The following is a 25841-nucleotide window of genomic DNA, read 5'->3' on the forward strand; positions in this document are numbered from 1 at the left end:
CTGATTACCCGTTAATTGCCGCTTTCAGCCGCGTTTTCATCGACTGATAGCTGTCCAGCGCAAAGGTTTCCGCCCAGTTCTGATCCTCAATCGGCTCAACCTTGACCGCACAGTACTTGGTTTCCGGTGTTTTCGAGATAGGATCAAGATTATCCTGCGTGAGTTCGTTGCACGCACCGATCCACCACTGATAAGTCATATACACGCTGCCGCGGTTGATACGTTCGCTCACGCAGGCGCGGCTAATTACCTTGCCGCGACGCGAGGCAACCCACACCAGCTGCTTATCATGGATACCAAGCAGTCTGGCATCCTGCGGGTTCATCTGCACAAAACCGGGTTCATCGGCGAGCGATTGCAGCGCCGCGCAGTTACCGGTCATCGAGCGACAGGAGTAGTGCCCCACTTCGCGCACGGTGCACAGCACCAGTGGAAAGTCGGCATCCGGGGTTTCCGCCGGCGCGCGCCACGGTGCGGCGAACAGATGGCCTTTGCCGTCCGGCGTAGCAAACTGATTACCTTCATACAGGTACGGTGTGCCGGGATGATCGAGCGTTGGGCAAGGCCACTGCACGTGGCCCATGTCACCCATTTTTTCGTAGGTCACGCCGTAGAACAGTGGGCACAGCTCGCGCATTTCGTCCCAGATTTGCTGGTTGTCGTCGTAGTGCATCGGATAGCCCATTTCGCTGGCGATCAGGCTGATAATCTCCCAGTCGCGCTTGACGTTGTACTTCGCGTCGATGGCTTTATCGAAGCGCTGGAAGCCTCGGTCAGCGCAGGTAAAGACGCCGCCGTGCTCGCCCCAGGAAGTGGCTGGCAGCAGCACGTCAGCCTGTTCGGCGGTTTTGGTCATGAAAATATCCTGCACCACCACGAAATCGAGCGCTTCGAAGCCTTTGCGTACCAGCCCTAAATCCGCCTCGGTTTGCAGCGGATCTTCGCCCATGATGTAGTAGGCTTTGATCTTGCCTTCCATCGCCAGATGCGGCACTTCGGTAATGCGCACGCCGACTTTGTCGTCCATCAGGCTGGCATCAATCCCCCAGGCATTGGCGAATTTTTCACGCACCTGCGGGTCCGTCACGTCCTGATAGCCAGGGAACTGATTTGGCAGCACGCCCATGTCACACGCGCCTTGCACGTTATTCTGCCCACGCACCGGGCCAACGCCGACGGCTTCGCGCCCAAGGTTACCGGTCAGCAGCGCCAGGCTTGCCAGCCCTTTCACCACGTCAACGGCCTGGCCGAACTGGGTGACGCCCATGCCCCACATGATGGTCGCCGACGGCGCCGCCGCATAAGTGCGCATCGCCTGACGAACCTGTGCGGCAGGAATACCGGTCAGTTCTTCCACCGCTTCGGGCGCGTAGTCTTTAACGACTTCACGCATTTCATCCAGCCCGGTGGTATAGCGCGCAACATACTCTTTGTCGTACAGCTCTTCTTCCAGCAGCACATGGGCAAAGGCATTCACCAGCGCCATATTGCTACCGTTACGCATTTGTAGGTGCTGGTCGGCGATGCGCGCGGTTTCAATTTTGCGCGGGTCGCAGACGATAATTTTCGCCCCCTTATCTTTGGCTTTAATCACGCGCCGCGCCACGATCGGGTGCGAATCCGCGCAGTTGTAGCCAAAGACCAGCAGGCAACGGGAGTTTTCAATATCGCCGATGCTGTTGCTCATCGCGCCGTTACCCAGCACTTCCTGCAACCCGGCAACCGATGGGCCGTGGCACACGCGAGCGCAGCAATCGACGTTATTGGTATGCAGCACGCCGCGGGCGAATTTCTGCATCACATAGTTGGTTTCATTACCGGTACCGCGCGATGACCCGGTAGTCATAATGGCGCGCGGCCCGTATTTGGCTTTGATCTCACTCAGCCGTTTCGCGGTGTAGCGAATGGCTTCATCCCAGCTCACGGGGGTGAATTTGCCCCCTTTTTCATAGCGGATCATCGGCTGCGTCAGACGCGGCGTCAGCAGTTGGGTATCGTTCAGAAAATCCCAACCGTAGTAGCCTTTCAGGCACAGCTCATTCTGGTTCGTTTGCCCGTCAGCCGCCTCGGCGCGAATAATTTTACCGTGGTCGACGACCAGCTTCAGTTTGCAACCAGCACCGCAATAAGGGCATACACTCGTGATTTTTTTCATCAGTAACAGACCTGTTAAAAGAGAAATAAAGGATGATTAAAGAGAGATAGACGCAGCGCTTTCCAGCGCGGCGCGACGGCGTTTTTCCGCGCTAAGCTGTTCCAGCTTGTTGCGGTCTACGCAGAACAATGCGTGGGTCGGGCACGCTTCCATACAGGCAGGGCCTTCTTCACGGTGGAAGCAAAGGTCGCACTTGTTGGCTTCCGCTTTTTCCGCACGCACCTTCAGACCCGCGCCGCTGTCGCGCACAACCGGACGCACCACCACTTCCATGGCGCCGTACGGGCAGGCCACCACGCAGGTTTTGCAGCCAATGCAGCGCTCCTGCATCACGTGGATAAACCCTTTGTCGCGAACAATCGCGCCGTTCGGGCAGACGTTGGCGCACGGCGCGTCTTCGCACTGGCGGCAGGCGGTGGCCGTAGAAACATCTACGCCCTTAATAACGTGAATACGCGGCAGGAAAGACTGTGGCGTCAGCGCGGCGCAGTCCTGATCCTGCTGGTGAGAAACCACGCAGGCGACTTCGCACGTACGGCAGCCAATACATTTACTCGCATCAGCGATGATGAAACGGTTCATCAACTTCTCCAGCTATGACAGTGATTGCGCGGGAGAATGCATTATTCGAGCCAACTTTTATTTTATTGATTCGTAAGGGGATTTAAAAGAATGTCTGCCGGAACAGGCTGTCATCGTCACTAATGACGATGACAGCTGACGACATTAACGGTGTGGACCGGCCACGATGGACTCGCGCTCGATTAATTCGCCGGGGAAGGTTTGTTGATATTTAAAATCGCCGCCGTCGAGCATAAAAATAAGACGGTGAATCGTCTCTTTAATCATTTCCGTAACCGGAATACGCACGCTCGAGAGGGACGGAATCATATACGGCGCTAACGCAATATCGTCAAAGCCAATCACCGATACCTGCTGCGGCACCGCTATTCCGTGAGCATGAAGCCGCTTGATTGCCCCCACCGCCATATCATCGTTACTGGCCACCAGCGCGCTGAATGTGACCTGCCTTTCACGCAGAATATCGACACCTGCCGCGCCGGTGGCGGGCGTCCATTTTCCTTCCACAATCAGCTCATTACGTAGCGTAATGCCGTGTTTCGCCAGCGCATCCTTATAGCCGGAAAGACGCTCAACGCCGGTCGGGGAATCCAGCGAACCGGTAATAAAGGCAATATCGCGATGGCCGAGCGTAATTAATTTTTCCACCGCCTGTTGGCTGGAGGATTTTTGATCGCAATAAACGCAGTGGCTGCTATTTCGGCGCAGACAACGATTAATGACCATCACCGGCTGTTGCTGCTGCTGAATAATATCGTCAATTTCGTCGACGCTTAAAAAACGTGGATAAATAATAATGCCATCACAGCGCAAATCGAGCAGATACTGAATCGCCTCACGTTCCTCTTCGGCGCTGTGTTTACCGTCCGCGAGTACCAGACGACGCCCCTGATCTTCCGTCATGCTCGCCGCGTGATACAGCAGCTCGCTGAAGTACACACCGTGGTAGAGAGTGTTGGTCACCACCAGGCCGAGCGTCTGCGTTTTTTTAGTGGCCAGATTACGCGCCAGAAGATTCGGCCGGTAGCCGCTCTCTTCGATGGCCAAAAACACCCGGTCTTTCGTCTCCTGACTGACATAACCGTTGCCCGATAGCACCCGGGACACGGTGGCTTTCGATACGCCCGCCCGTCGAGCCACCTCTAGCATCGTCGTCATATTCATACCTTTGAGAAATTATCTGTCCGCAGTGTACTGCACCGCCTGGCGATTTTCAGCAATGGCGAAACGGGTGAATCTTTCATCAGGGTTATTTCCTGTGATCGGTTTCACGAATCAATCAAAAACAAAACTTAGATCTTGTAGCAACAAAATAAACACATGATGATTATGTGGAACCGGTTTCCTATGCAGCGTTTCATCTTTTGAACCATTCAGGAGATGAACCATAAGTACCTTACTGATAAAACAGGATTTTCCGATGGCTAAAAATTATGCGGCTCTGGCGCAATCTGTGATGAGCGCGCTTGGCGGCGTGGAGAATATCTCCGCCGTCACGCACTGCATGACCCGTCTACGCTTCGTGCTGAAAGATGACACGTTGGTCGATAGCGCCACGCTTAAAGGCATCAGCGGTGTGATGGGCGTGGTACGCACCGACAGCCAGTGCCAGGTGATTATTGGCAACACCGTCTCGCAGGCCTTCCGTGAAGTGGTCAACTTGCTGCCGAACGACATGCAGCCAGCCGCTCCGGTCGGGAAACCGAAGCTGACCCTGCGTCGCATTGGCGCCGGGATCCTCGATGCGCTGATCGGCACCATGTCGCCGCTGATCCCGGCCATTATCGGCGGATCGATGGTTAAGCTGCTGGCGATGATCCTCGAAATGACCGGCGTCCTGCCAAAAGGCGCGCCGACGCTTACTATTCTGACCGTCATCGGCGACGGCGCATTCTTCTTCCTGCCGCTGATGGTCGCCGCCTCTGCGGCAGTGAAATTCAAAACTAACATGTCGCTGGCGATTGCTATCGCCGGGGTACTGGTCCACCCGAGCTTTATTGAACTGATGGCGAAAGCCGCGCAGGGTGAGCACGTCGAGTTTGCCTGGATTCCTGTGACCGCGGTGAAATACACCTACACGGTGATTCCGGCGCTGGTGATGACCTGGTGCCTCTCGTACATTGAACGCTGGGTCGACAGGATTACGCCCGCCGTGACCAAAAACTTCCTCAAACCCATGCTGATCGTGCTGATCGCCGCGCCGCTGGCGATCCTGCTGATTGGCCCGATTGGGATCTGGATCGGTAGCGCCATCTCCGCGCTGGTGTACACCATTCACGGCTATCTGGGCTGGCTGTCGGTCGCAATTATGGGGGCGCTGTGGCCGCTGCTGGTGATGACCGGGATGCACCGCGTCTTTACCCCAACCATCATTCAGACCATCGCCGAGACCGGCAAAGAAGGCATGGTGATGCCATCGGAAATCGGCGCCAACCTGTCGCTCGGCGGTTCGTCGCTGGCGGTCGCGTGGAAAACCAAAAACCCGGAACTACGCCAGACCGCGCTGGCCGCCGCCGCGTCCGCCATTCTGGCTGGCATTTCGGAACCGGCGCTGTACGGGGTCGCCGTACGCCTGAAGCGTCCGCTGATCGCCAGCCTGATTAGCGGCTTTATCTGTGGCGCGGTCGCTGGTATCGCCGGGCTGGCCAGCCACTCCATGGCCGCGCCGGGGCTGTTTACCAGCGTGCAGTTCTTCGACCCGGCTAACCCGATGACCATCGTCTGGGTGTTCGGCGTGATGGCGTTGGCGGTGGTGCTGTCGTTCGTACTGACGCTGATCCTCGGCTTTGAGGACATTCCGGTAGAAGACGCCGCCGCCGAAGCACGCAAACGTCAGGCAAGTGCGCCAGTCAACGCCGCAGCCGCACAGATTTCATAAATTTATTAGCGAGGTAACGCATGTCGACATTTCCGCAAGGATTCCTCTGGGGCGGCGCCATTGCCGCCAACCAGGCAGAAGGCGCCTATCTTGAAGGCGGTAAAGGGCTGACCACCGTGGATATGATCCCGCACGGCGTCAACCGTCTGCCGGTCAAACTGGGCCAGGAGAAGCGTTTCGCCCTGCGCGATGATGAGTTCTATCCCAGCCACCGGGCGATCGACTTCTATCATCGTTATAAAGAAGATATCGCGCTGATGGCGGAAATGGGCTTCGGCGTATTCCGCACCTCCATCGCCTGGAGCCGTCTGTACCCGAACGGCGACGAACTGACGCCGAATGAGGAAGGTATCGCCTTCTATCGCGATCTGTTCCGCGAATGTAAAAAGTACGGTATCGAACCGCTGGTGACGCTGTGCCACTTCGACGTGCCGATGCACCTGGTGACCGAGTACGGCTCGTGGCGTAACCGCAAGATGGTGGAGTTCTTTACCCGCTACGCCCGCACCTGCTTTGAAGCATTCGACGGGCTGGTGAAATACTGGCTGACCTTCAATGAAATCAACATCATGCTGCACAGCCCGTTCTCCGGGGCCGGGCTGGTGTTCGAAGAAGGCGAAAATCAGGATCAGGTGAAGTACCAGGCCGCGCACCACGAGCTGGTGGCCAGCGCGCTGGCCACCAAAATCGCCCATGAGATCAACCCGCAGAACCAGGTAGGCTGCATGCTGGCGGGGGGCAACTTCTACCCCTACTCCTGCAAGCCGGAAGACGTGTGGGCGGCGCTGGAGAAAGATCGCGAGAACCTGTTCTTTATCGATGTGCAGGCGCGCGGCCGCTACCCGGCCTACTCGGCTCGAGTGTTCCGCGAGAAAGGCGTGACCATCGCCAAAGAAGCTGGCGACGATGAAGCGCTTAAGCACACGGTCGATTTTGTGTCGTTCAGCTACTACGCCTCACGCTGCGCATCGGCGGACATGAATGCCAACAACACCAACGCCGCCAACATCGTGAAGTCGCTGAAGAACCCGTACATTGAGGCCAGCGAATGGGGCTGGGGTATCGACCCGCTCGGCCTACGTATCACCATGAACATGATGTACGACCGCTACCAGAAGCCGCTGTTCCTGGTGGAGAACGGTCTTGGCGCGAAGGACGTCGTCAACGCCGATGGACAGATCGACGACGATTACCGCATCAGCTATTTACGCGAACATATCCGCGCGATGGGCGATGCCATCGAAGATGGCGTGCCGCTGATCGGTTACACCACGTGGGGTTGTATTGACCTGGTGGCGGCATCGACGGGAGAGATGAGCAAGCGCTACGGATTCGTATACGTCGACCGCGATGACTCGGGCAACGGGACGCTGGCGCGGACGCGTAAAAAATCGTTCTGGTGGTATAAGAAGGTGATTGCCAGCAACGGGGAAGATTTGGCGTAATGGCCCGGAGCGTTGACGCGAGCGGCCACTCCCCCGCAATTGTCTCTTATACACAGCTCCCCGGCGACAGTGATCAGTTAGGAGGGAGATGTATTTGGATTGATCACTTCGTTGCGCTCCTTTTCAGCTCTCGCCACATAAATTGTACGGGCGCAGGGAGCGCGCAAGGGGCGGCCAGTCGCCGCTTCGCGGTCCCCTCAGCCTACATCCCTGTGGGCTGCCCCGGCCTTCAGGGAACGCTTCGGCGATTTAGACGCCACCAACACCAGTGCGGTCTTTTAGTTAACAGCAAAAACCAGAGCCACTGAAACCGATGAGTCCCCGCTGGAAATCGGCGAACCGGAGAATGGAAGACAAGGTCAGGACGCCATGGATGGCGGACTGAGGCGAACCGAGACAGGACGTCGAGTTTCGCCGTGCCGTAGGCTGGAGTTCGTAGGTGAGCGTAGTGCGAAGCACCGATTTCCCCGCGGGGCCGCGGGGATTGTCAAGGGGGGCGCGGCCGCCCCCCTTGACCCGTTCACCGGTGATAGAACGTCATATTCCACCCAACGTAAAGTGAACGGAACCTTGCACCTTACTAACAGATATCAGGTCTTGTCTCTTGAATTTGTGTATAAGAGACAGCCCCACAAAGGATGACGGAACTACTCGAAACGCTACTCCACATCCAGCAGCCACTTCTGCGCGGGCGTCAAGCGGCTGGCGGTTTCCGGGGTGAGCCAACGGCGCTGATCCTGCTGCGCGGCGTCTGCCCGGTCGATGTACAAGCCGTGTAGCACGCGACGACGCGAACCTTCGCGGTTAGTCGTGCCGCCGTGCCAGGCATGGGCGTTGTAAATCATCACGCTACCCGCCGGGGCTGCAAAAATCACTTCATCCGGATGCGGCGCTTCCACATCGTCCAGCACCTCCTCCGGCAGCTCAGGGCGCAGGTGCGTGGCGGGGATAATACGCGGTGCGCCGTTCGCGGCGGAGAGATCGTCAATTGCCCAGATCGTGTTCACCAGATGCACTTTCGGGAAGTCCGGACGCGGCTTTTTCCAGTCGGCGTGCAGCGGTTGGTGTCCGCCGTTGTACAGCGCCTCACGGGCGTTGAGGCTGGAAACTTTAAACGCGCCCCCAAAGATATAGCGGCACGCTGACAGAACCAGCGGATGCGCCCACACTTTCTCCCACACCACGCCCTTGTTCACCAGATTGGCAACACGCGTCGCCGTCTCTTCCTGGTGATGTTCCACCGCCAGATTCTCACCTTCGCGTTCCACCAAACAATCAATTCGCTCGCGCATCGCGGCCAGCCAGTCGGCATCCGCTACGCCGTGAACGATCGTATAGCCCTGGGTATCCAGCTCATGTTTCATCGTGGCTGACAGTTCGCCGTTGGCGCCCAATGCATCCAGCCAGAATGCCGCTTGCTTGTCCATATCGCCTCTCTTTTGTTAACCATTTCACAACATGTATGAAAAGTTACTGCAGGCGTGGCCGCCATTCTGTATGAGATAGCTACACAACGCTGGATTTTTGTGTACAGCAAAATAAAGTGTGATGAGACTCAAAATCCAGAATAACAACAGGACATGAGCATGTCAGAACCAACCCTCGTCCCCGTGCTGAAACAGCTGCTTACCCGGCAGAACGAGCTCGTGGTGCGTTTTCCGCAAATCTCCCAACCCGCGCCGGAGCTGGCGATGAGCGTATCATTTCCCCGCCTTGAGATTGTGCTGGAAGGCGAGCTGGCGGATGGCTGCCTGGAAGCACCGCTTGGGCCGCTACAGGCGCTGTATATTCCCGGCGGGCGCTGGAATGCCCCGCAGTGGCACGGCCCGGCGACGTCGCTGAGCATTCTGTTCAGCAAACAAAAATTGGGCTTCAGCCTTCAACGCTTCGACGGTAAAAAATTCGTTGAGATCCGCAAGCAGCACGTGGCGCGACTCGGCCCGCGGGTGGGATCGTATCTCTTGCTGGCAATGAATGAGCTGGCGATTCGCCCGGTGATGCCCACCACGCAGATAGTCCTCAGCGGCCTGCTCAGCCACTGTATCGATCAACTGACCCATCTGGCGGATACGGTCAGCAAAAGCAGAGAATTGTTTCTGGCGATTCAGGAATATATCGACGAACACGCCGCCGAGGCGCTCAGCCGAGAGACGGTGGCGAAGAAGTTTCACATCACCCCGAACTATCTGTCGCACCTGTTTCAGAAGTCCAGCACCGTCGGCTTTAACGAATACCTCACCGCCGTGCGCCTGGAGTTGGCAAAGAAATTACTGCGCGGCTATGAGCTGAAAATTAAAGAGATTGCCCACCACTGTGGCTTTGAGGACAGCAACTACTTTTGCCGCATCTTCCGCAAGCATACTGCCCGCTCGCCGTCGGAGTATCGTCGTCACTGCCGCACCCTGTAAGGCTATTTTTTGCGCCGATATTTCTCCGGCAGCTCGGGAACCGGACGGCGGTCATCAATCAAATGGAGGATCGTGAGCAGCGGGTGACGCCAGAGCATCCGCGGTCCTGCCCAGCGCATAATCTGTTTCATCTCTTCACGCTTTGCGGGTTGGTAGCAGTGCACCGGGCACTGCTTGCAGGCCGGCTTTTGTTCGCCAAACACGCATTTATCCAGCCGCTTATCGGCATAATGGTTCAGTGCCTGGTAATGCTCAGCATCGTGCAACGCCTGCGGACAACGGCGCTGATAGAGCGCAATCATGCTGCTGATTGTCCGTTTTTCACGATCGATGCGTTTGCCTGCCATACCCGGTCCCTCACCAATAAAGATGCATTAATAATACACGTTTAATGGCGCGTTCGCAGCCGCTTTATCCTTCGTGCTTATCCACATGGCCCAGCGGTTTTTCCGGGAAGCAAACGTCGCGCACCCGACGCTTGAGCTCTGCGGCGTCCGGGAAGCCGTCGTCACGCTTACGCTCCCACACCAGTACATCCCCGACGGTAATGGTAAAAATCCCGCCGGTACCCGGTATCAGCGTTACGCAGGCAATATCGGTACTGAAGGTGTGTAACAGTTCCTGCGCCATCCAGCTGGCGCGCAGCATCCAGTTGCATTGGGAACAGTAGGTGATGGTAACTGCCGCTTTCTCGGTCATCGCTATCTCGGGAGAGTCAAAAACAAAATTGTAATCAAATTGTTGCATACAAGCAGATTTATTTGCAAATATTATTGCAAATGATAATACCTATCATTAACATTCGCATTGCATAAAATTGGAGGGCGTCAAGATGCTTAAGGAAAAGCAGATTCTGGAAGTTACGCGTGAGCCAATACTAATAACGATGAAGGCATGGCAACTATGTACAAATCCATTCAATCAGAGGCGTGGTGCAAGAAAAGCCTACTGGTGACCTCTTTGCTCGCAGCAATCTATCAGACTTCCGCGGGCGCGGCTGAAACACAGGACAAAACCGCCGTCGACAGCGCGGAACAGATGACCGTCACCGCCCCCGCACCGGTACTTAAACCGGGCAGTCAGCACGCGATAAGCGCGCAGGAGCTTCAGGACAAAGGGGCCAACGATTTTGGTTCCATTATGCGTTATGAACCGCTGATCGGTGCGACCGGCGCCAACGGTGGATCCGGCAACGGCAAAAGCGGCTTCGACCGCGGCGGCTACACCGGCTACAACATTCGTGGCCTTGAGAGCAACCGCGTCGGCATCGACGTCGACGGCATTGCGCAGCCGAACGCCACCGGCCGCAGCTACGTCAGCCGCGCCGGGCTTAACACCTTCGGCATCGGACGCGACTATATCGACCCGTACATGTACGGCAGCGTGGATATTCAATCTGGGGCGACCGACACCGAGACCGCCAATACCTCCATCGGCGGCAACGTTTCCTTCCAGCCGAAATCGGCGGACGACTATCTGCATCCGGGCAAAACCAGTGCCTTTAGCTACCGCAGCGAGTATGACTCGTCTGACCGCAGCTGGCACAATGGTCTGACGGCAGCGGGCGGCAACGAAACGCTGCGCGGCATTTTTGTCTACAGCCGCCGCGATGGCCAGGAGACTACCACCAACAGTTCGAGCGTGGACGCGTTCCCGGCGAACTGGCACTCCGACGCGTTTATGGCCTCTGGGATCTGGCAACCTAACGATCAGCACAAACTGACCAGCACCCTCGACTACTACCATAAAACCAACCACACCCACTACGATGTGTGGAACGACAGCGGTAGCAAAACCATCGGCGACGCGCAGCAGACCAGCCAGACTCGCCGCTGGGGTCTGAGCCTCAAAGATGACTGGACGCCGATGAATGACTTCATCGACAGCGCATCGACCAGGGTTTACTACCAGCATACCGAAGCGCACGACCGGACCTATATGCCGGACAGCTTCACCAGCAAGATGCAAACGGTGTACTCCAACTATGACACCGACACCTGGGGTATGCAGACCGCGCTGGCCAAAACCCTCGGCCGCCATGACCTGAGCGCGGGCTTTAACGCCAGCACCACCAAAACCCAGCGTCCGTTCAGCCAGTCACCTATCCCAAGCGTTTACAGCGAGATCATGCAGCCGGAAGCGGACAGCCGCGAGTACACGATCGGCGGCTTCCTGCAGGATCAGATCAACTTCGATCTCGACGGGCATAACTTTGCGGTGATCCCGGGCGTTCGCGTGGTGCATCAGTCTACGAAGCCGGAGAATCTTTCCAGCCTGACCACCAACAGCACGGTACTGACCGAATCCTCGGTGTCGACCCTGTACGGGAAAAACTCGGACACCCAGGCGCTGCCGTCGCTGACCTTCCAGTACGACATTACGCCGCGCATGATGACCTACCTGCAGTACAAACGCGGCGCGGAGTTCCCGAACACCAGCCAGCTGTACGGTTCATGGAACCTCGGATCCAGCTACGCGGGCCGCGGCCAGTACGCGCTGATCGGCAATACCGATCTGAAAACCGAAACCAGCGACAACGTCGAGTGGGGCATGAAGGGCGAAGTGACCGAAGGGATCACCATGCGTACCGCGTTGTTCTACAACAACTATAAAGACTTTATCGCCTATACCCGCTACACCCGTTCCAACAACCCAACCCAGTTCGCCAACGTACCGTCGAACATCTACACCATTTATCAGGCGGAAAACCGTGATAAAGCCTATATCTACGGCGGTGAGATCAGCGCGAAGTTCAACTTTGGCACCTGGTTTGAGCAGGTTGACGGCCTGAGCGCAACGCTGGCCTACGGCTACAGCGAAGGGAAGTCAAAATCCAGCTACTACGGCGACAAATACGTCGACCTCGATAGCGTAGCGCCGATGAAAGCGATCGTCGGCGTGGCGTGGGACGATCCGTCGAAAGTGTACGGTACCGCGCTGACCGCCACCTTCGTAAAAGGCAAACGCGCCACTGCCACCAACCGTGAGAGCTACACCAACACCGGCAGCGCGATTACCGATTCCACCAGCGAATACATGCGCGTACCGGGCTACGGCATGCTCGACTGGACGGCCTACTGGCGCGTCGCGAAGAACGTCCGTATCAACGGCGGCGTGTATAACCTGACCGACCGTAAATACTGGGACTACCTGAGCAGCCGCAACATTGAAACGTCCACCAATCAGGATGCCAACGATAAGTCGCTGGCGGTGATGCCGGGCCGTACCTGGCAGCTGGGCGTCAACGTCGATTTCTGATAACAACATCAACAAAACCTGCCTCCGGCCGCTGGCCGGGGTAATGATAAGGAAGAGAGTTATGCAAAACGCATCAACTGAACTGTGGCAGCGCTATCAGGACGTCAAAGCCAGCGGCGCCGCCAAATACGCTCGCGATATCGCCGCCGTAATGGGGGTGAGCGAAGCGGAACTGACCGCAGCCGGCGTTGGCCACGACGCCGTGCGCCTGCAGGATAATGCGCGCGCGATCCTCGCTTCGCTGGAAAAGGTCGGCGAAACCAAATGCATCTGCCGCAATGAGTACGCGGTGCATGAGCAGGTTGGCGCGTTCACCCACCAGCACCTCGACGGCCACGTGGGCCTGATACTCAACCCGCGTGCTCTCGACCTGCGCCTGTTCCTGAGCCAGTGGGCCAGCGCGTTTCACGTTAACGATGGAGGGCGCGAGAGCATTCAGTTCTTTGACCCGCACGGCGACGCGGTGCTGAAGGTCTATACCACTGACAACACGGACAGCGCGGCCTGGCAGGCGCTGATTGCCGAACAGACCCAATCAATGCCAGCGCCGCTGGCGCTTCGTCCGGTGGAAAACGCGCGCTATGCCGACACGGCCGACGGCGCGGCGCTGGAAAAAGAGTGGCGCGCAATGACCGACGTCCACCAGTTCTTCGCGCTGCTGCGCAAATACAACCTCTCGCGCCAGCAGGCTTTCCGCCTGGTCAACGACGACCTGGCTTGTCGCATCAATACAGATGCCCTGCCTCGCCTGCTGGAGACCCTGCAGCGGGACGGCAATGAATTTATGATTTTCGTTGGCAACCGCGGCTGCGTGCAAATCTTCACCGGCGTGCTGGAGAAGCTGACGCCGATGCGCGGCTGGATCAATATTTTCAACAGCGCCTTCACCCTGCACCTGCGCGAAGAGACCATCGACGAAGTGTGGGTGACGCGTAAACCGACCGTTGACGGTCACGTCACCAGCGTAGAGCTATTTGCCAAAGACGGCACCCAGATTGCCCAGTTGTACGGGCAGCGCAGCGAAGGCCATCCGGAGCAGCAACAGTGGCGCACTCAGGTCGACAGCCTGACGGCGGAAGGCCAGACCGTATGAAACGGCTGCTGATTCTGCTGGCGGCGCTGCCGCTGTTGGCTAACGCCGCCGAGCGCATTATTACCCTCGGCGGCGACGTGACGGAAATCGTCTATGCGCTGGATGCCCAGTCGCAGCTGGTGGCGCGCGACAGCACCAGCACCTGGCCGGCGGCGTCACAATCGCTGCCGGACGTCGGCTATCTGCGCCAGCTCAATGCGGAAGGTATTCTCTCCCTGCGCCCGACGCTGGTGCTGGCCAGCAGCCAGGCGCAGCCGTCGCTGGTGCTGCAAAAGGTGGAAGGCAGCAAGGTGAAGGTGGTCAATGTGCCGGGGGGCTACGATGCGGCGGCGATGGACAACAAAGTCCGGGTGATTGCCGACGCGCTGGGCAAGCAGACACAGGGCGAGGCGCTGCGTAAAACGCTGCATGACGATATGGCGAAAATCCCGGCGCGCCCGCTGAACAAGCGCGTGCTGTTTATCCTCAGCCACGGCGGCTCCGGGGCGCTGGTGGCCGGGCAGCAGACGGCGGCGGACGGCGCGATTAGGCTCGCCGGTTTGCAAAACGCGATGCAGGGCTTTGACCACTATCGCACCATGTCGCAGGAAGGGGTTATTGCCAGTGAGCCGGATCTGGTGGTGATCTCCGCCGACGGCCTGAAAGGCATGGGCGGTGAAGCCTCGCTGTGGAAGCTGCCAGGTCTGGCGCAAACGCCCGCCGGGCGCAATAAGCAGGTGTTGGTGATTGACGATATGGCGCTGCTCGGCTTTGGCCCGCGCACGCCGCAGGCGCTGATGGCGCTGCGTCAGAAAGCGGAGCAGACGCACTGATGAACGCGACCGCCTCACGCCCGCTGTGGCTGATGGTGCTGCTGCTCGTGGCCCTGACGCTGTTTGCCACCACGCTCGGCGCGATGCGCCTGCCGCTGGCGAGTATCTGGCCGTCGGGTGATGAGGTACTGCGCCATATCTGGCTCACTATCCGCTTACCGCGCGTGCTGCTGGCGCTGCTGGTGGGTAGCGCGCTGGCGCTCTCCGGCTGCGTAATGCAGGGGCTGTTCCGCAATCCGCTGGCCGACCCTGGGCTGCTCGGTATCAGCAGCGGCGCGGCGCTGGCGGTGGCATTCTGGCTGGTACTGCCGATTTCCGCACCGGTGCTGGTGGCGCTGTACGCGCCGATGCTGGCGGCGTTTATCGGCAGCCTGGCGGTGATGGCGGTAATTTTTGTGCTCAGTAAGGCTGGGGACGGTTCGCTCTCGCGCCTGCTGCTGGTCGGTATTGCGATTAACGCCCTGTGCGGCGCGCTGGTGGGGATGCTGTCGTGGATCAGCAACGATGCGCAGCTACGCCAGCTGTCGCTGTGGGGGATGGGCAGCCTGGGGCAGGCAGAGTGGCCGACGCTGCTGGTCTCCGCCACGCTGATTATCCCATCATCGCTGGTGGTGTGGTGGATGGCCGCACGCCTCAATCTGCTTCAACTGGGCGATGAAGAAGCACACTATCTCGGCGTTAACGTCCGGGTGCTGCAGCGCGTGCTGCTGCTGTGTAGCGCGGTGCTGGTGGCGGCATCGGTGGCGATAAGCGGGGTGATCGGCTTTATCGGTCTGGTCGTCCCGCATCTGATGCGCATGTGGCTGGGGCCGGATCACCGCGGGCTGATCCCCGGCTCGTTGCTCGCGGGTGCCATTCTGCTGTTGATTGCCGACACGCTCGCCCGCACGGTTGCCGCGCCGGCCGAAATGCCCGTCGGACTGCTGACCAGCCTGCTCGGCGCGCCGTGGTTCCTGTGGCTTATTTTTCGTCAGGAGAGATCTCCCCATGGATAAACACTATTCTGCCCGCGCGCTGTCGCTGCGTCTGGGCAAACGTCAGGTGATTGATGGCGTGTCGCTGGAGCTGCGGCGCGGCGAAGTCACCGCGCTGATTGGCCCCAACGGCGCGGGAAAATCGACCCTGCTGCGGCTGCTTACCGGCTTTCTCAACGCCGACAGTGGCGAGCTGCACATTGAAGGCAAACCGCTTGCCGAGTGGTCCGCCACCGCCCTCTCCCGCCGTCGGGCGGTGATGCTGCAACGCACGCAGCTGAACGCCAGTTGGCCGGTGGAAACGGTGATCGCCATGGGGCGCGCGCCGTGGGGAGCGGAAGTGGACCCAACGCTTATCCAGCGGGTGATGGCCGAAACCGGCTGTACCCACCTGGCGGGCCGTCTCTATCCGGCGCTCTCCGGCGGCGAACAGCAGCGCGTGCAGCTGGCGCGCAGTCTGGCGCAACTGTGGCGCGACGATGGTCCGCAGGGCTGGCTGTTTCTCGACGAACCGACCTCGGCGCTGGACCTGTTCTATCAGCAGCACCTGCTGCGACTGCTGAAGAAGCTGACCCGCCGCGGCGAGCTGCACGTGTGCATTGTGCTGCACGATCTCAACCTCGCCGCCCTGTGGGCCGACACTATTCTGTTGTTGCATCAGGGCAAGCTGGTCGCCCAGGGCACGCCACAGGAGGTGATTCAGCAGTCAGTGATTCACCGCTGGTACGGTGCCGATATCAGCATGAACCAACACCCTGACGCGGCGGTACCGCAGGTCTATCTGGCCCCCTAGCGATGGGGCCTTGCGACAGGATAATTGCGTAGGTGATTATTCTGTCATTTATTAAGCTCAGGAAACATAACCCTGCTTTAGCGCGTAGATATAATCAATCGTGACCAGATTCACAATTGAATGCACAGTTAATAGACAAAAAAATAAATTATCATAATGTATGGGCGTGTCTGATGGAGAACATACATTATGAACATCCTGAATAGAACGTATAAAATTTCGAAGTGGTTTAATATTGACAACGTCATCGTCAATCACCGTCCTTAACTCCTCGAACGACTCCACGCCTGTATCATTGTAAATAGTGGTGTAACCGCTATTTCTGATATCCAATAAAAATCTATGCCTTTCTGTTTTATTACAGCGACGCTGCACGCCTTTTTAACAAGCCGTGTAGATTGATGCCGTAATATACCGAGAGCAGAGATGGTATTCGTATTGCGCCAAAAAGTGGTTTTTTCATATTTCATGAATAACCAGCGGGGAGCCGCGCGCTAAAAATAAAGATTTAAGGATGACACCATGAATAACTTTAAACATCTGCCAGAACCGTTCCGTATTCGCGTCATTGAGCCAGTAAAACGCACCACCCGCGAGCACCGCGAAAACGCCATTATTCAGGCCGGGATGAACCCCTTCCTGCTCGACAGCGAAGACGTGTTTATTGACCTGCTCACCGACAGCGGCACCGGCGCGGTCACGCAAAATATGCAGGCGGCGATGCTGCGTGGCGATGAAGCCTATAGCGGCAGCCGTAGCTACTATGCGCTGTGCAATGCTGTAAAAGATATTTTTGGCTATCAGCACACTATTCCGACGCACCAGGGGCGCGGCGCCGAGCAAATTTATATTCCGGTGCTGATCAAAAAACGTGAGCAGGAAAAAGGCCTCGACCGCAGCAAAATGGTGGCGTTCTCCAACTATTTCTTCGACACCACCCAGGGTCATAGCCAGATTAACGGCTGTACCGTGCGTAACGTTTATATTAAAGAGGCGTTCGACACCGCCGCGCGTAACGACTTTAAAGGTGATTTCGACCTGCAGGGTTTAGAGCACGGCATTGAAACCGTTGGTCCGAATAACGTGCCGTATATTGTCGCAACCATTACCTGTAACTCGGCGGGCGGCCAACCGGTGTCGCTGGCGAACCTGAAGGCGATGTACGCGATTGCGAAGAAATACGATATTCCGGTGGTGATGGATTCGGCGCGCTTTGCGGAAAACGCTTACTTTATTCAGCAACGCGAACCGGGCTATCAGGACTGGAGTATCGAAGAAATTACCCGCGAAACCTATAAGTACGCGGATATGCTCGCCATGTCGGCGAAAAAAGATGCCATGGTGCCCATGGGCGGCCTGCTGTGCATCAAAGACGACAGCTTCTTCGACGTGTACACCGAATGCCGTACCCTCTGCGTCGTGCAGGAAGGCTTCCCAACCTATGGCGGGCTGGAAGGCGGCGCGATGGAGCGTCTGGCCGTGGGCCTGTACGACGGGATGAATCAGGACTGGTTAGCCTACCGCATCACCCAGATTCAGTATCTGGTCGACGGGCTGGAAGCCATTGGCGTGACCTGTCAGCAGGCTGGCGGACACGCAGCGTTTGTCGATGCCGGTAAGCTGCTGCCGCATATTCCGGCTGACCAGTTCCCGGCTCAGGCGCTGGCCTGCGAGCTGTATAAAGTCGCGGGGATCCGCGCGGTAGAGATTGGTTCATTCCTGCTGGGCCGCGACCCGAAAACTGGCAAGCAGCTGCCGTGTCCGGCAGAGTTGCTGCGCTTAACCATTCCGCGCGCGACCTACACCCAAACGCATATGGACTTTATTATTGAGGCCTTCGAACATGTCAAAGAGAATGCCCACAATATTAAAGGATTAACCTTTACCTACGAGCCTAAAGTGCTGCGCCACTTTACCGCCAAACTGACTGAAGTGTAATTAACCTAAGCGCCAGTGGTTATATCCCGGATATAGCCACTGGCTTATTCATGCCTGGCATTACGATATTCCTGACAACAACAACGCATTCGCCGTTATCAATAAGGGAAAGCCATGGAAGAAGATTCAAATACAAAACATTCCTCATTTTGGGGAATTATGGTGATTGCCGGCACCGTGATCGGTGGCGGGATGTTTGCTTTACCGGTTGACCTTGCCGGTGCTTGGTTTTTTTGGGGCGCTTTTATTCTTATTATTGCCTGGTTTTCCATGCTGCACTCCGGGCTATTATTACTGGAAGCCAATCTGAACTATCCGGTGGGTTCCAGTTTTAATACCATTACCAAAGATTTAATTGGCGCGAAGTGGAATATAATAAGCGGAATCACCGTCGCATTCGTACTGTATATTCTCACCTATGCCTATATTTCGGCAAACGGCGCCATTATCAGCGAAACTATCGCGATCAATTCCGGAACGCACGTTAATCCGCGAATCGTCGGTATCGGCAGCGCGGTGTTTGTCGCGTGTATTCTGTGGGTCAGTTCGCTGGCTGCCAGCCGTATTACCTCTTTATTTCTTGGTATCAAGATCATCGCCTTTATCGTGGTATTTGGATCGTTTTTCTTCCAGGTTGACTACACGATCCTGCGCGATCTCGCCGCACCGGAAGCCAATAAAACCTACCTCCCCTATATTCTGATGGCCGTGCCGGTTTGCCTGGCCTCGTTCGGTTTCCATGGCAATATTCCCAGCCTGATTATCTGCTACGGCAAACGCAAAGATAAGTTGATTAAAAGCATCGTCTTTGGTTCGCTGCTGGCCCTGGTCATTTATCTGTTCTGGCTGTACTGCACGATGGGCAATATCCATCGCAGCAACTTTAAAGAGATCATCGCCTCAGGCGGCAACGTCGACTCGCTGGTGAAGTCATTTTTAGGTACCAATCAGCACGGCATTATTGAATTTTTCCTGCTGATCTTCTCCAACCTGGCGGTTGCGAGCTCTTTCTTTGGCGTGACGCTGGGGCTATTCGACTATCTGGCGGATTTGTTCAAAATGGATAATTCGCCGTCCGGGCGATTTAAGACGCTGCTACTCACCTTTTTACCGCCCGCTGCCCTGTACCTGATTTTCCCTAACGGGTTTATCTACGCCATCGGCGGCGCGGGGCTCTGCGCAACCATCTGGGCTGTCATCGTACCGGCATTCCTGGCGCTAAAATCGCGCGAGCGCTTCCCGGACAAAATGTTCACCGTCTGGGGCGGCAAAGCGATTCCCGCGGTGGTGATTCTGTTTGGCGTGATGGTCATTCTGTGCTGGTTCGGCAGCACCTTTAACCTGCTGCCAAGGTTCGGTTAACACCGCTCCGGCGGCAGGCTGAATTGCCCGGTTCAGCCTGCCGCCGAATCTCGAACATCCTGGTGGAACAACTCTCCCACTTTCGTCTTCACCGCTTTCCCTGAAATACCTATCTCCGTTATCATAGCCACCCACTGCGACAAAAACGAAAATGAAAAAGTTCGCTTTCCACTTTTAACCAGGGACCTGGATTACACCCCATGAGTAAAATCGACAATCTCGACGCTCACACCCCCATGATGCAGCAGTACCTGAAGCTAAAAGCACAGCATCCGGAAATTCTGCTGTTCTATCGCATGGGCGACTTCTACGAAATGTTCTACGACGATGCGAAGCGCGCGTCGCAACTGCTGGACATCTCGTTAACCAAACGCGGCGCTTCTGCCGGCGAACCGATTCCGATGGCGGGTATCCCGCATCACGCGGTGGAAAACTATCTCGCCAAGCTGGTTAATCAGGGCGAATCGGTCGCCATCTGCGAACAGATTGGCGACCCGGCCACCAGCAAAGGCCCGGTTGAGCGTAAAGTGGTACGCATCGTCACGCCGGGTACCATCAGCGATGAAGCCCTGTTACAGGAACGTCAGGACAACCTGCTGGCGGCCATCTGGCAGGACAGCAAAGGCTACGGCTATGCAACGCTGGATATCAGCTCCGGTCGCTTCCGCTTGAGCGAACCGACCGACCGCGAAACCATGGCGGCGGAGCTGCAGCGTACCAACCCGGCCGAGCTGCTGTACGCCGAAGATTTTGCCGAGATGTCGCTCATTGAGGGCCGCCGCGGGCTGCGTCGTCGCCCGCTCTGGGAGTTTGAAATTGATACCGCGCGCCAGCAGCTGAATTTGCAGTTCGGCACACGCGATCTCGTCGGCTTCGGCGTTGAAGGTGCGCCGCGCGGCCTGTGCGCCGCAGGCTGCCTGCTGCAGTATGTCAAAGACACCCAGCGCACCTCGCTGCCGCATATTCGCTCCATCACCATGGATCGTCAGCAGGACAGCATCATCATGGACGCTGCGACTCGGCGCAATCTGGAGATCACCCAGAACCTCGCCGGCGGCTTTGAAAATACCCTCGCGTCGGTGCTGGACTGCACGGTCACGCCGATGGGCAGCCGCATGCTCAAACGCTGGCTGCATATGCCGGTGCGCGACACAAAAATTCTCACCGAACGCCAGCAGACCATTGGCGCGTTGCAGGATACCACCGCCGAACTGCAGCCGGTGCTGCGCCAGGTCGGCGATCTGGAACGTATTCTCGCACGTCTGGCGCTGCGTACCGCCCGTCCGCGTGACCTTGCCCGCATGCGCCATGCTTTCCAGCAGTTGCCGGAACTGCGTGCTCAGTTGGCAAGCGTCGACAGCGCACCGGTACAGATGCTGCGCGAGAAAATGGGTGAATTTACCGAACTGCGCGAGCTGCTGGAGCGTGCCATCATCGATGCGCCGCCGGTGCTGGTTCGTGACGGCGGCGTAATCGCCCCGGGTTATAACGAAGAGCTGGACGAATGGCGCGCGCTGGCCGATGGCGCGACCGATTACCTCGACCGCCTGGAGATCCGCGAACGCGAGCGTACCGGGCTGGATACCCTGAAAGTCGGCTATAACGCGGTTCACGGTTATTACATCCAAATCAGCCGTGGGCAAAGCCATCTGGCGCCGATTAACTACGTGCGCCGTCAGACGCTGAAAAACGCCGAGCGCTATATCATCCCCGAGCTGAAAGAGTACGAGGACAAAGTTCTGACCTCGAAAGGCAAGACCCTGGCGCTGGAAAAACAGCTGTACGACGAGTTGTTTGAACTGCTGCTGCCGCACCTGGCCGACCTTCAGCAAAGCGCCAGCGCATTGGCTGAGCTGGATGTGCTGGTTAACCTGGCGGAACGCGCCTATACGCTGAACTACACCTGCCCGACCTTTACCGATAAGCCCGGCATTCGGATTACCGAAGGCCGCCATCCGGTGGTGGAACAGGTACTCAACGAACCGTTTATCGCCAACCCGCTGAGCCTGTCGCCGCAGCGCCGGATGTTAATCATTACCGGCCCGAACATGGGCGGTAAAAGTACCTATATGCGTCAGACGGCATTGATTACGCTGCTGGCCTACATTGGCAGCTACGTTCCGGCGCAAAGCGTCGAGATTGGCCCTATCGACCGTATCTTCACCCGCGTCGGTGCGGCGGACGATCTGGCCTCCGGCCGCTCCACCTTTATGGTAGAGATGACCGAAACGGCCAACATTCTGCACAACGCCACCGAACACAGCCTGGTGCTGATGGATGAAATCGGTCGCGGCACCTCCACCTACGACGGTCTGTCGCTGGCGTGGGCCTGCGCGGAAAATCTGGCTAACAAGATCAAAGCGTTAACCCTATTCGCCACCCACTACTTCGAGCTGACCCAGTTGCCGGAGAAAATGGAAGGCGTCGCCAACGTGCATCTGGACGCGCTGGAGCACGGCGAGACTATCGCCTTTATGCACAGCGTGCAGGATGGCGCGGCGAGCAAGAGCTACGGCCTGGCGGTGGCACAGCTGGCGGGCGTGCCGAAAGAAGTGATTAAGCGCGCGCGCCAGAAGCTGCGCGAGCTGGAGAGCCTTTCGCCGAATGCGGCGGCCACGCAGATAGACGGCACGCAAATGTCGTTGCTGTCTGTACCCGAAGAGGTGTCACCGGCGGTTGAGGCTCTGGAAGGTCTGGATCCGGACGCATTAACGCCACGTCAGGCGCTGGAGTGGATTTATCGTCTGAAAGGCATGGTGTAAACCGTTCCTGGCGTCGCGACGCCGGGCTACACAGGTAGCCCGGCAGGTGAAAAATGGGTGCTGGAGGACAAATCCGGACAGCCAATACGCGGGGTTTCCCCCGCGTCGTCACTACTTCTTCGGTTCGTAAGCGAGAATAGCTTTAAACTCCATACCACGTTCATGGATACTCAATTCACACAGCGAATCGCGCACCAGTAACGTGAACCCCAGTGCTGTGGCACACAGCACGATGATCGCCACCAGGGCGTACTTCGTCAGCATATCTTGCCTCCCTGCAAAGAAGAGACTACCATCTGAACTGTTCGGGTTCGATGCTAGCCTCAGGTTGATAGAAATATCGCCTGGGGCTTTCACCTTTCTGGAACCCTGAAAATGCTCAAAGCCCAGAAAGCCTCAAGCACCCGCCGCTATTCTATTCCTGCCTGCCGCTTAGCAAATAAACGCCGTCCGTTGCTACGAGCCTGCTCGCAAAATAAAAAAGCCCGGATTAACCGGGCTACACATTAAAGCAGCAAGATCAGCGCTTATCTTCCGCCAGCAGCGGCGGAATGCTCGGCACCATCGGCGCGTCGTCGATATCCTTTTGCGTCATGCGGAACGCTTCCGGATAATGCTCGCGGCTGGTGCGGCGTAGCGGCTCAGTATCACGCCAGGTGTACAGGCAGTGCTGGCACTGGTATACGGTCCAGACACCTTTCACCGGCGATTTCGCCATCACTTCAATATGCTCATCGGCGCAACGTGGACAAATCATCTTTTCCTCCTTACTTACGGTTAGCCAGCATAGCGGTCAGTTTTTCAGCCCAGGCCTTGGTTTCCGGCAGGTCTTGTACGGGCTGGCTATAATGACCGCGGTTGTCCGGCGCAACCGGAGTGGTGGCGTCGATAATCAGTTTGTCGGTGATGCCCGCCGGGCTTGAGCCCGGATCCAGTTCCAGTACCGACATATTCGGCAACTGCACCAGGTCGCCCGCCGGGTTAACTTTTGACGATAGCGCCCACATCACCTGCGGCAGGTTGAACGGATCGACATCTTCATCAACCATAATGACCATCTTCACGTAGCCCAGACCGTGCGGCGTGGTCATTGCACGCAGCCCCACCGCGCGGGCAAAACCGCCGTAGCGTTTTTTGGTGGAGATAATCGCCAGCAGACCGTGGGTGTACATGGCGTTCACCGCCTGCACTTCCGGGAACTCCGCCTTCAGTTGCTGGTACAGGGGTACACAGGTTGCCGGGCCCATCAGGTAGTCAATTTCGGTCCACGGCATGCCGAGGTAAAGAGATTCAAAAATCGGTTTTGTGCGATACGAAACCTTATCGATGCGCACCACGGTCATGTTACGACCGCCCGAGTAGTGTCCGGTGAACTCGCCGAACGGACCTTCGATTTCACGCTTACGGCCTTCAATCACCCCTTCGAGGATCACTTCAGAGCCCCACGGCACGTCGAAACCGGTCAGCGGCGCGGTGGCAATCGGATACGGGCTTTCACGCAGCGCGCCGGCCATTTCATATTCCGACTGATCGTACTTCAGCGGCGTAGCGCCCATCAGGGTAATAATCGGGTCGTTGCCCAGGGTAATCGCAATCGGCAGATCTTCGCCACGCTCTTCCGCTTTATGCAGATGTAGCGCGATGTCGTGCATCGGTACCGGCTGCAGGCCAAGCTTACGCTTACCCTTCACTTCCATACGGTAAATGCCGACGTTCTGTTTACCGAAGTTATTCGGATCCAGCGGGTCGCGTGAGACGACGCACGCTTTATCGAGATAAAAACCGCCGTCGCCGTCGTTCAGGCGGAACAAAGGCAGGATATCGAACAGGTTAATGTCTTCGCCGTCGACGGTGTTTTCTGCCCACGCCGGGTTAGCGCGGCGCTCCGGCGCAATCGGGAATTTATCCCAGCGGCGAATAAACTCATCAATCTGTTTTTTCACCGGCGTGTTGATTGGCAGGCCCATGGAGATAGCGTGGTTCTGCCAGGAACCAATGGTGTTCATCACCACGCGAGCATCGGTAAAACCGCGAATATTATCAAACCACAACGCGGGCGCGCCGTCGCCAATGCGGCCTGTGGCATTGGCCGCGGCGGCCAGATCGGGCTCGGCATTGACCTCTTCACTGATTTTCAGTAGTTGTCCCTGGTCTTCCAGCGCCTGCAAGAATCCACGTAAATCATCAAAAGCCATTATGCATTCTCCTGTGAATATTGGTTCGCCGCCGGTAAACCCTGCCAGCGACGGGCCTTGTCATGTTTGAGGCCAAACTGATCGAGCACGCGGGTCACCACGTGCTGCACGATGTCGTCCACCGTTTCCGGATGGTTATAAAACGCGGGCATGGGCGGCACCATGGCAACGCCCATGCGGGAGAGCGCCAGCATGTTTTCCAGATGGATAGTGCTCAGCGGCATTTCGCGGGGTACCAACACCAGCTTGCGCCCCTCTTTCAGCACCACGTCAGCGGCACGCCCCACCAAACCATCCGCATAACCAGCGCGAATACCGGCCAGCGTTTTCATACTGCATGGGATAACAATCATGCCGTCGGTCTGAAAAGAGCCGGAAGAGATGGTCGCAGCCTGATCGGCCGGGCTGTGGCTGAAGTCGGCCATGGCGGCAACATCGCGTGCGCTCCACGGAGTTTCCAGTTCGATGGTGGTTTTGGCCCATTTCGACATCACCAGGTGCGTTTCCACCTCCGGCATGCCTTGCAGCGCTTGCAGCAGCGCAACCCCCAACGGCGCGCCGGTTGCTCCCGTCATGCCAATAATCAGTCTCATCTCTCACCTCATTTTCGTTCGTGTACGAACAATGTGGTTAAGCTACTCCTGTTGGACGAGTCTGGCAAGGTTGTTCAGCGAAGCTCGCATTTTTTGTTCAATGGGTCGGGAGCGGCTATCATAAGCGCAGATACATTGCCGGAGAGCGATCATGGAGATCAAAAACGAAGCGTTTCACCTGCTCCGCCATCTTTTTCAACAGCATACGTCACGCTGGCAGCACGAGTTGCCGGAACTCACCAAGCCGCAGTATGCGGTCATGCGCTCCATCGCCGAATGCCCAGGCATTGAACAAGTGGCGTTGACCAGCGTGGCGGTTAGCACCAAGGCGACGCTCGCTGAAATGCTGAGCCGAATGGAGGCTCGTGGGTGGGTCAAACGCGAGCATGACCCGGATGATAAGCGTCGGCGTTTTGTTTTTTTAACCCCGGACGGGGAAGCGCTACTGGCGGCGAGCCAGCCGGTGGGAAATCGCGTGGATGATGAGTTTTTGCAGCGTTTGACGCCGCAGGAACGGGAGCAATTTACACATTTAATTCGTAAGATGATGGAATAACGCGGAAAGAAAGCAAAGAAAAAGGCCAGTCTGACGA

Annotated in this window: 23 protein-coding genes; 13 read left to right on the top strand and 10 right to left on the bottom strand. The window is 57.3% G+C overall.

Annotated elements, in window-relative coordinates; all coding sequences use genetic code 11:
* Positions 1-4 precede the first annotated feature (4 nt).
* From fdhF to ACW14G_RS06890, 3 genes are all read right to left on the bottom strand, one after another.
* Entirely contained in the window at positions 5-2155 is a 2151-nt protein-coding gene (gene fdhF, locus ACW14G_RS06880) for a formate dehydrogenase subunit alpha (protein ID WP_167575159.1), read from the bottom strand.
* A 36-nt stretch (positions 2156-2191) separates the two neighbouring features.
* A complete protein-coding gene (gene hydN / locus ACW14G_RS06885) occupies positions 2192-2737 on the bottom strand; it encodes an electron transport protein HydN (RefSeq protein WP_064543184.1) in 546 nt (181 codons plus the stop codon).
* 144 nt (positions 2738-2881) lie between these two features.
* On the bottom strand, positions 2882-3895 hold the full coding sequence (locus ACW14G_RS06890; RefSeq protein WP_249022844.1) for a LacI family DNA-binding transcriptional regulator: 1014 nt from the start codon (positions 3893-3895) through the stop codon (positions 2882-2884).
* 262 nt (positions 3896-4157) lie between these two features.
* Between ACW14G_RS06890 and ascF the strand changes: the two genes are divergently transcribed.
* On the top strand, positions 4158-5615 hold the full coding sequence (gene ascF, locus ACW14G_RS06895) for a PTS cellobiose/arbutin/salicin transporter subunit IIBC (protein ID WP_223803226.1): 1458 nt from the start codon (positions 4158-4160) through the stop codon (positions 5613-5615).
* 20 nt (positions 5616-5635) lie between these two features.
* On the top strand, positions 5636-7060 hold the full coding sequence (locus ACW14G_RS06900) for a 6-phospho-beta-glucosidase (RefSeq protein WP_419058437.1): 1425 nt from the start codon (positions 5636-5638) through the stop codon (positions 7058-7060).
* A 659-nt stretch (positions 7061-7719) separates the two neighbouring features.
* Here ACW14G_RS06900 and ACW14G_RS06905 read toward each other — a convergent pair.
* Positions 7720-8487, bottom strand: a complete 768-nt coding sequence (locus tag ACW14G_RS06905) for a phytanoyl-CoA dioxygenase family protein (protein WP_167575157.1) — start codon at positions 8485-8487, stop codon at positions 7720-7722.
* A 159-nt stretch (positions 8488-8646) separates the two neighbouring features.
* Between ACW14G_RS06905 and ACW14G_RS06910 the strand changes: the two genes are divergently transcribed.
* Complete coding sequence (locus ACW14G_RS06910) at positions 8647-9468, top strand: helix-turn-helix transcriptional regulator (RefSeq protein WP_163446277.1); 822 nt, start codon at positions 8647-8649, stop codon at positions 9466-9468.
* Between the two features lie 2 nt (positions 9469-9470).
* Here ACW14G_RS06910 and ACW14G_RS06915 read toward each other — a convergent pair whose 3' ends face one another.
* Positions 9471-9815 (bottom strand): nitrous oxide-stimulated promoter family protein, encoded by a 345-nt coding sequence (locus ACW14G_RS06915; RefSeq protein WP_163446278.1) that lies wholly within the window; start codon positions 9813-9815, stop codon positions 9471-9473.
* A 64-nt stretch (positions 9816-9879) separates the two neighbouring features.
* A complete protein-coding gene (locus tag ACW14G_RS06920) occupies positions 9880-10167 on the bottom strand; it encodes a SelT/SelW/SelH family protein (RefSeq protein ID WP_163446353.1) in 288 nt (95 codons plus the stop codon).
* Between the two features lie 204 nt (positions 10168-10371).
* Between ACW14G_RS06920 and ACW14G_RS06925 the strand changes: the two genes are divergently transcribed.
* The 9 genes from ACW14G_RS06925 (at position 10372) to mutS (ending at position 22460) form a co-directional block, all read left to right on the top strand.
* Positions 10372-12726, top strand: coding sequence for a TonB-dependent receptor domain-containing protein (locus tag ACW14G_RS06925; protein ID WP_249022842.1), 2355 nt, complete (start codon positions 10372-10374; stop codon positions 12724-12726).
* A gap of 61 nt (positions 12727-12787) precedes the next feature.
* The gene (locus tag ACW14G_RS06930) at positions 12788-13819 is read left to right on the top strand and encodes a hemin-degrading factor (protein ID WP_249022841.1); all 1032 of its coding nucleotides are present in this window, start codon (positions 12788-12790) and stop codon (positions 13817-13819) included.
* The gene (locus ACW14G_RS06935) at positions 13816-14631 is read left to right on the top strand and encodes a heme/hemin ABC transporter substrate-binding protein (protein WP_249022840.1); all 816 of its coding nucleotides are present in this window, start codon (positions 13816-13818) and stop codon (positions 14629-14631) included. The genes ACW14G_RS06930 and ACW14G_RS06935 overlap by 4 nt, the downstream gene beginning before the upstream one ends.
* A complete protein-coding gene (locus ACW14G_RS06940; RefSeq protein ID WP_249022839.1) occupies positions 14631-15626 on the top strand; it encodes a FecCD family ABC transporter permease in 996 nt (331 codons plus the stop codon). Before ACW14G_RS06935 ends, ACW14G_RS06940 begins: the two co-directional genes overlap by 1 nt.
* Entirely contained in the window at positions 15619-16398 is a 780-nt protein-coding gene (locus ACW14G_RS06945) for a heme ABC transporter ATP-binding protein (RefSeq protein ID WP_249022838.1), read from the top strand. The genes ACW14G_RS06940 and ACW14G_RS06945 overlap by 8 nt, the downstream gene beginning before the upstream one ends.
* Positions 16399-16587: 189 nt before the next feature.
* Positions 16588-16665 (top strand): tryptophanase leader peptide, encoded by a 78-nt coding sequence (gene tnaC, locus ACW14G_RS06950; RefSeq protein WP_074398737.1) that lies wholly within the window; start codon positions 16588-16590, stop codon positions 16663-16665.
* A gap of 255 nt (positions 16666-16920) precedes the next feature.
* A complete protein-coding gene (gene tnaA, locus ACW14G_RS06955) occupies positions 16921-18336 on the top strand; it encodes a tryptophanase (protein ID WP_064543156.1) in 1416 nt (471 codons plus the stop codon).
* Between the two features lie 114 nt (positions 18337-18450).
* On the top strand, positions 18451-19698 hold the full coding sequence (tnaB, locus tag ACW14G_RS06960; RefSeq protein ID WP_167575146.1) for a low affinity tryptophan permease TnaB: 1248 nt from the start codon (positions 18451-18453) through the stop codon (positions 19696-19698).
* A gap of 200 nt (positions 19699-19898) precedes the next feature.
* On the top strand, positions 19899-22460 hold the full coding sequence (mutS, locus tag ACW14G_RS06965; protein ID WP_455648549.1) for a DNA mismatch repair protein MutS: 2562 nt from the start codon (positions 19899-19901) through the stop codon (positions 22458-22460).
* Between the two features lie 111 nt (positions 22461-22571).
* Here mutS and ACW14G_RS06970 read toward each other — a convergent pair whose 3' ends face one another.
* The 4 genes from ACW14G_RS06970 to ACW14G_RS06985 all read right to left on the bottom strand — a co-directional run bounded on the left by ACW14G_RS06970 (position 22572) and on the right by ACW14G_RS06985 (position 25248).
* On the bottom strand, positions 22572-22724 hold the full coding sequence (locus ACW14G_RS06970; RefSeq protein WP_223803940.1) for a Hok/Gef family protein: 153 nt from the start codon (positions 22722-22724) through the stop codon (positions 22572-22574).
* A 256-nt stretch (positions 22725-22980) separates the two neighbouring features.
* Complete coding sequence (locus tag ACW14G_RS06975) at positions 22981-23217, bottom strand: non-oxidative hydroxyarylic acid decarboxylases subunit D (RefSeq protein ID WP_065357919.1); 237 nt, start codon at positions 23215-23217, stop codon at positions 22981-22983.
* Between the two features lie 10 nt (positions 23218-23227).
* Positions 23228-24655, bottom strand: coding sequence for a non-oxidative hydroxyarylic acid decarboxylases subunit C (locus ACW14G_RS06980; RefSeq protein WP_249022836.1), 1428 nt, complete (start codon positions 24653-24655; stop codon positions 23228-23230).
* On the bottom strand, positions 24655-25248 hold the full coding sequence (locus tag ACW14G_RS06985) for a non-oxidative hydroxyarylic acid decarboxylases subunit B (RefSeq protein WP_064543129.1): 594 nt from the start codon (positions 25246-25248) through the stop codon (positions 24655-24657). Before ACW14G_RS06985 ends, ACW14G_RS06980 begins: the two co-directional genes overlap by 1 nt.
* A gap of 151 nt (positions 25249-25399) precedes the next feature.
* On the opposite strand from ACW14G_RS06985, the gene ACW14G_RS06990 reads away from it, so the two are divergent.
* On the top strand, positions 25400-25804 hold the full coding sequence (locus tag ACW14G_RS06990; protein ID WP_064543127.1) for a MarR family winged helix-turn-helix transcriptional regulator: 405 nt from the start codon (positions 25400-25402) through the stop codon (positions 25802-25804).
* The last annotated feature ends 37 nt before the right edge of the window (positions 25805-25841 follow it).

This window comes from Kluyvera sp., assembly GCF_965301105.1.

Coding starts and splice junctions, on each gene's coding strand:
- ACW14G_RS06925 (WP_249022842.1), top strand. CDS start 10,372: ATGTACAAATCCATTCAATCAGAGGCGTGGTGCAAGAAAAGCCTACTG.
- tnaB (WP_167575146.1), top strand. CDS start 18,451: ATGGAAGAAGATTCAAATACAAAACATTCCTCATTTTGGGGAATTATG.
- tnaC (WP_074398737.1), top strand. CDS start 16,588: ATGAACATCCTGAATAGAACGTATAAAATTTCGAAGTGGTTTAATATT.
- tnaA (WP_064543156.1), top strand. CDS start 16,921: ATGAATAACTTTAAACATCTGCCAGAACCGTTCCGTATTCGCGTCATT.
- ACW14G_RS06940 (WP_249022839.1), top strand. CDS start 14,631: ATGAACGCGACCGCCTCACGCCCGCTGTGGCTGATGGTGCTGCTGCTC.
- ACW14G_RS06915 (WP_163446278.1), bottom strand. CDS start 9,815: ATGGCAGGCAAACGCATCGATCGTGAAAAACGGACAATCAGCAGCATG.
- mutS (WP_455648549.1), top strand. CDS start 19,899: ATGAGTAAAATCGACAATCTCGACGCTCACACCCCCATGATGCAGCAG.
- ACW14G_RS06905 (WP_167575157.1), bottom strand. CDS start 8,487: ATGGACAAGCAAGCGGCATTCTGGCTGGATGCATTGGGCGCCAACGGC.
- hydN (WP_064543184.1), bottom strand. CDS start 2,737: ATGAACCGTTTCATCATCGCTGATGCGAGTAAATGTATTGGCTGCCGT.
- ascF (WP_223803226.1), top strand. CDS start 4,158: ATGGCTAAAAATTATGCGGCTCTGGCGCAATCTGTGATGAGCGCGCTT.
- ACW14G_RS06900 (WP_419058437.1), top strand. CDS start 5,636: ATGTCGACATTTCCGCAAGGATTCCTCTGGGGCGGCGCCATTGCCGCC.
- ACW14G_RS06935 (WP_249022840.1), top strand. CDS start 13,816: ATGAAACGGCTGCTGATTCTGCTGGCGGCGCTGCCGCTGTTGGCTAAC.
- ACW14G_RS06970 (WP_223803940.1), bottom strand. CDS start 22,724: ATGCTGACGAAGTACGCCCTGGTGGCGATCATCGTGCTGTGTGCCACA.
- ACW14G_RS06920 (WP_163446353.1), bottom strand. CDS start 10,167: ATGACCGAGAAAGCGGCAGTTACCATCACCTACTGTTCCCAATGCAAC.
- ACW14G_RS06930 (WP_249022841.1), top strand. CDS start 12,788: ATGCAAAACGCATCAACTGAACTGTGGCAGCGCTATCAGGACGTCAAA.
- ACW14G_RS06975 (WP_065357919.1), bottom strand. CDS start 23,217: ATGATTTGTCCACGTTGCGCCGATGAGCATATTGAAGTGATGGCGAAA.
- ACW14G_RS06910 (WP_163446277.1), top strand. CDS start 8,647: ATGTCAGAACCAACCCTCGTCCCCGTGCTGAAACAGCTGCTTACCCGG.
- ACW14G_RS06985 (WP_064543129.1), bottom strand. CDS start 25,248: ATGAGACTGATTATTGGCATGACGGGAGCAACCGGCGCGCCGTTGGGG.
- ACW14G_RS06945 (WP_249022838.1), top strand. CDS start 15,619: ATGGATAAACACTATTCTGCCCGCGCGCTGTCGCTGCGTCTGGGCAAA.
- ACW14G_RS06990 (WP_064543127.1), top strand. CDS start 25,400: ATGGAGATCAAAAACGAAGCGTTTCACCTGCTCCGCCATCTTTTTCAA.
- ACW14G_RS06890 (WP_249022844.1), bottom strand. CDS start 3,895: ATGACGACGATGCTAGAGGTGGCTCGACGGGCGGGCGTATCGAAAGCC.
- ACW14G_RS06980 (WP_249022836.1), bottom strand. CDS start 24,655: ATGGCTTTTGATGATTTACGTGGATTCTTGCAGGCGCTGGAAGACCAG.
- fdhF (WP_167575159.1), bottom strand. CDS start 2,155: ATGAAAAAAATCACGAGTGTATGCCCTTATTGCGGTGCTGGTTGCAAA.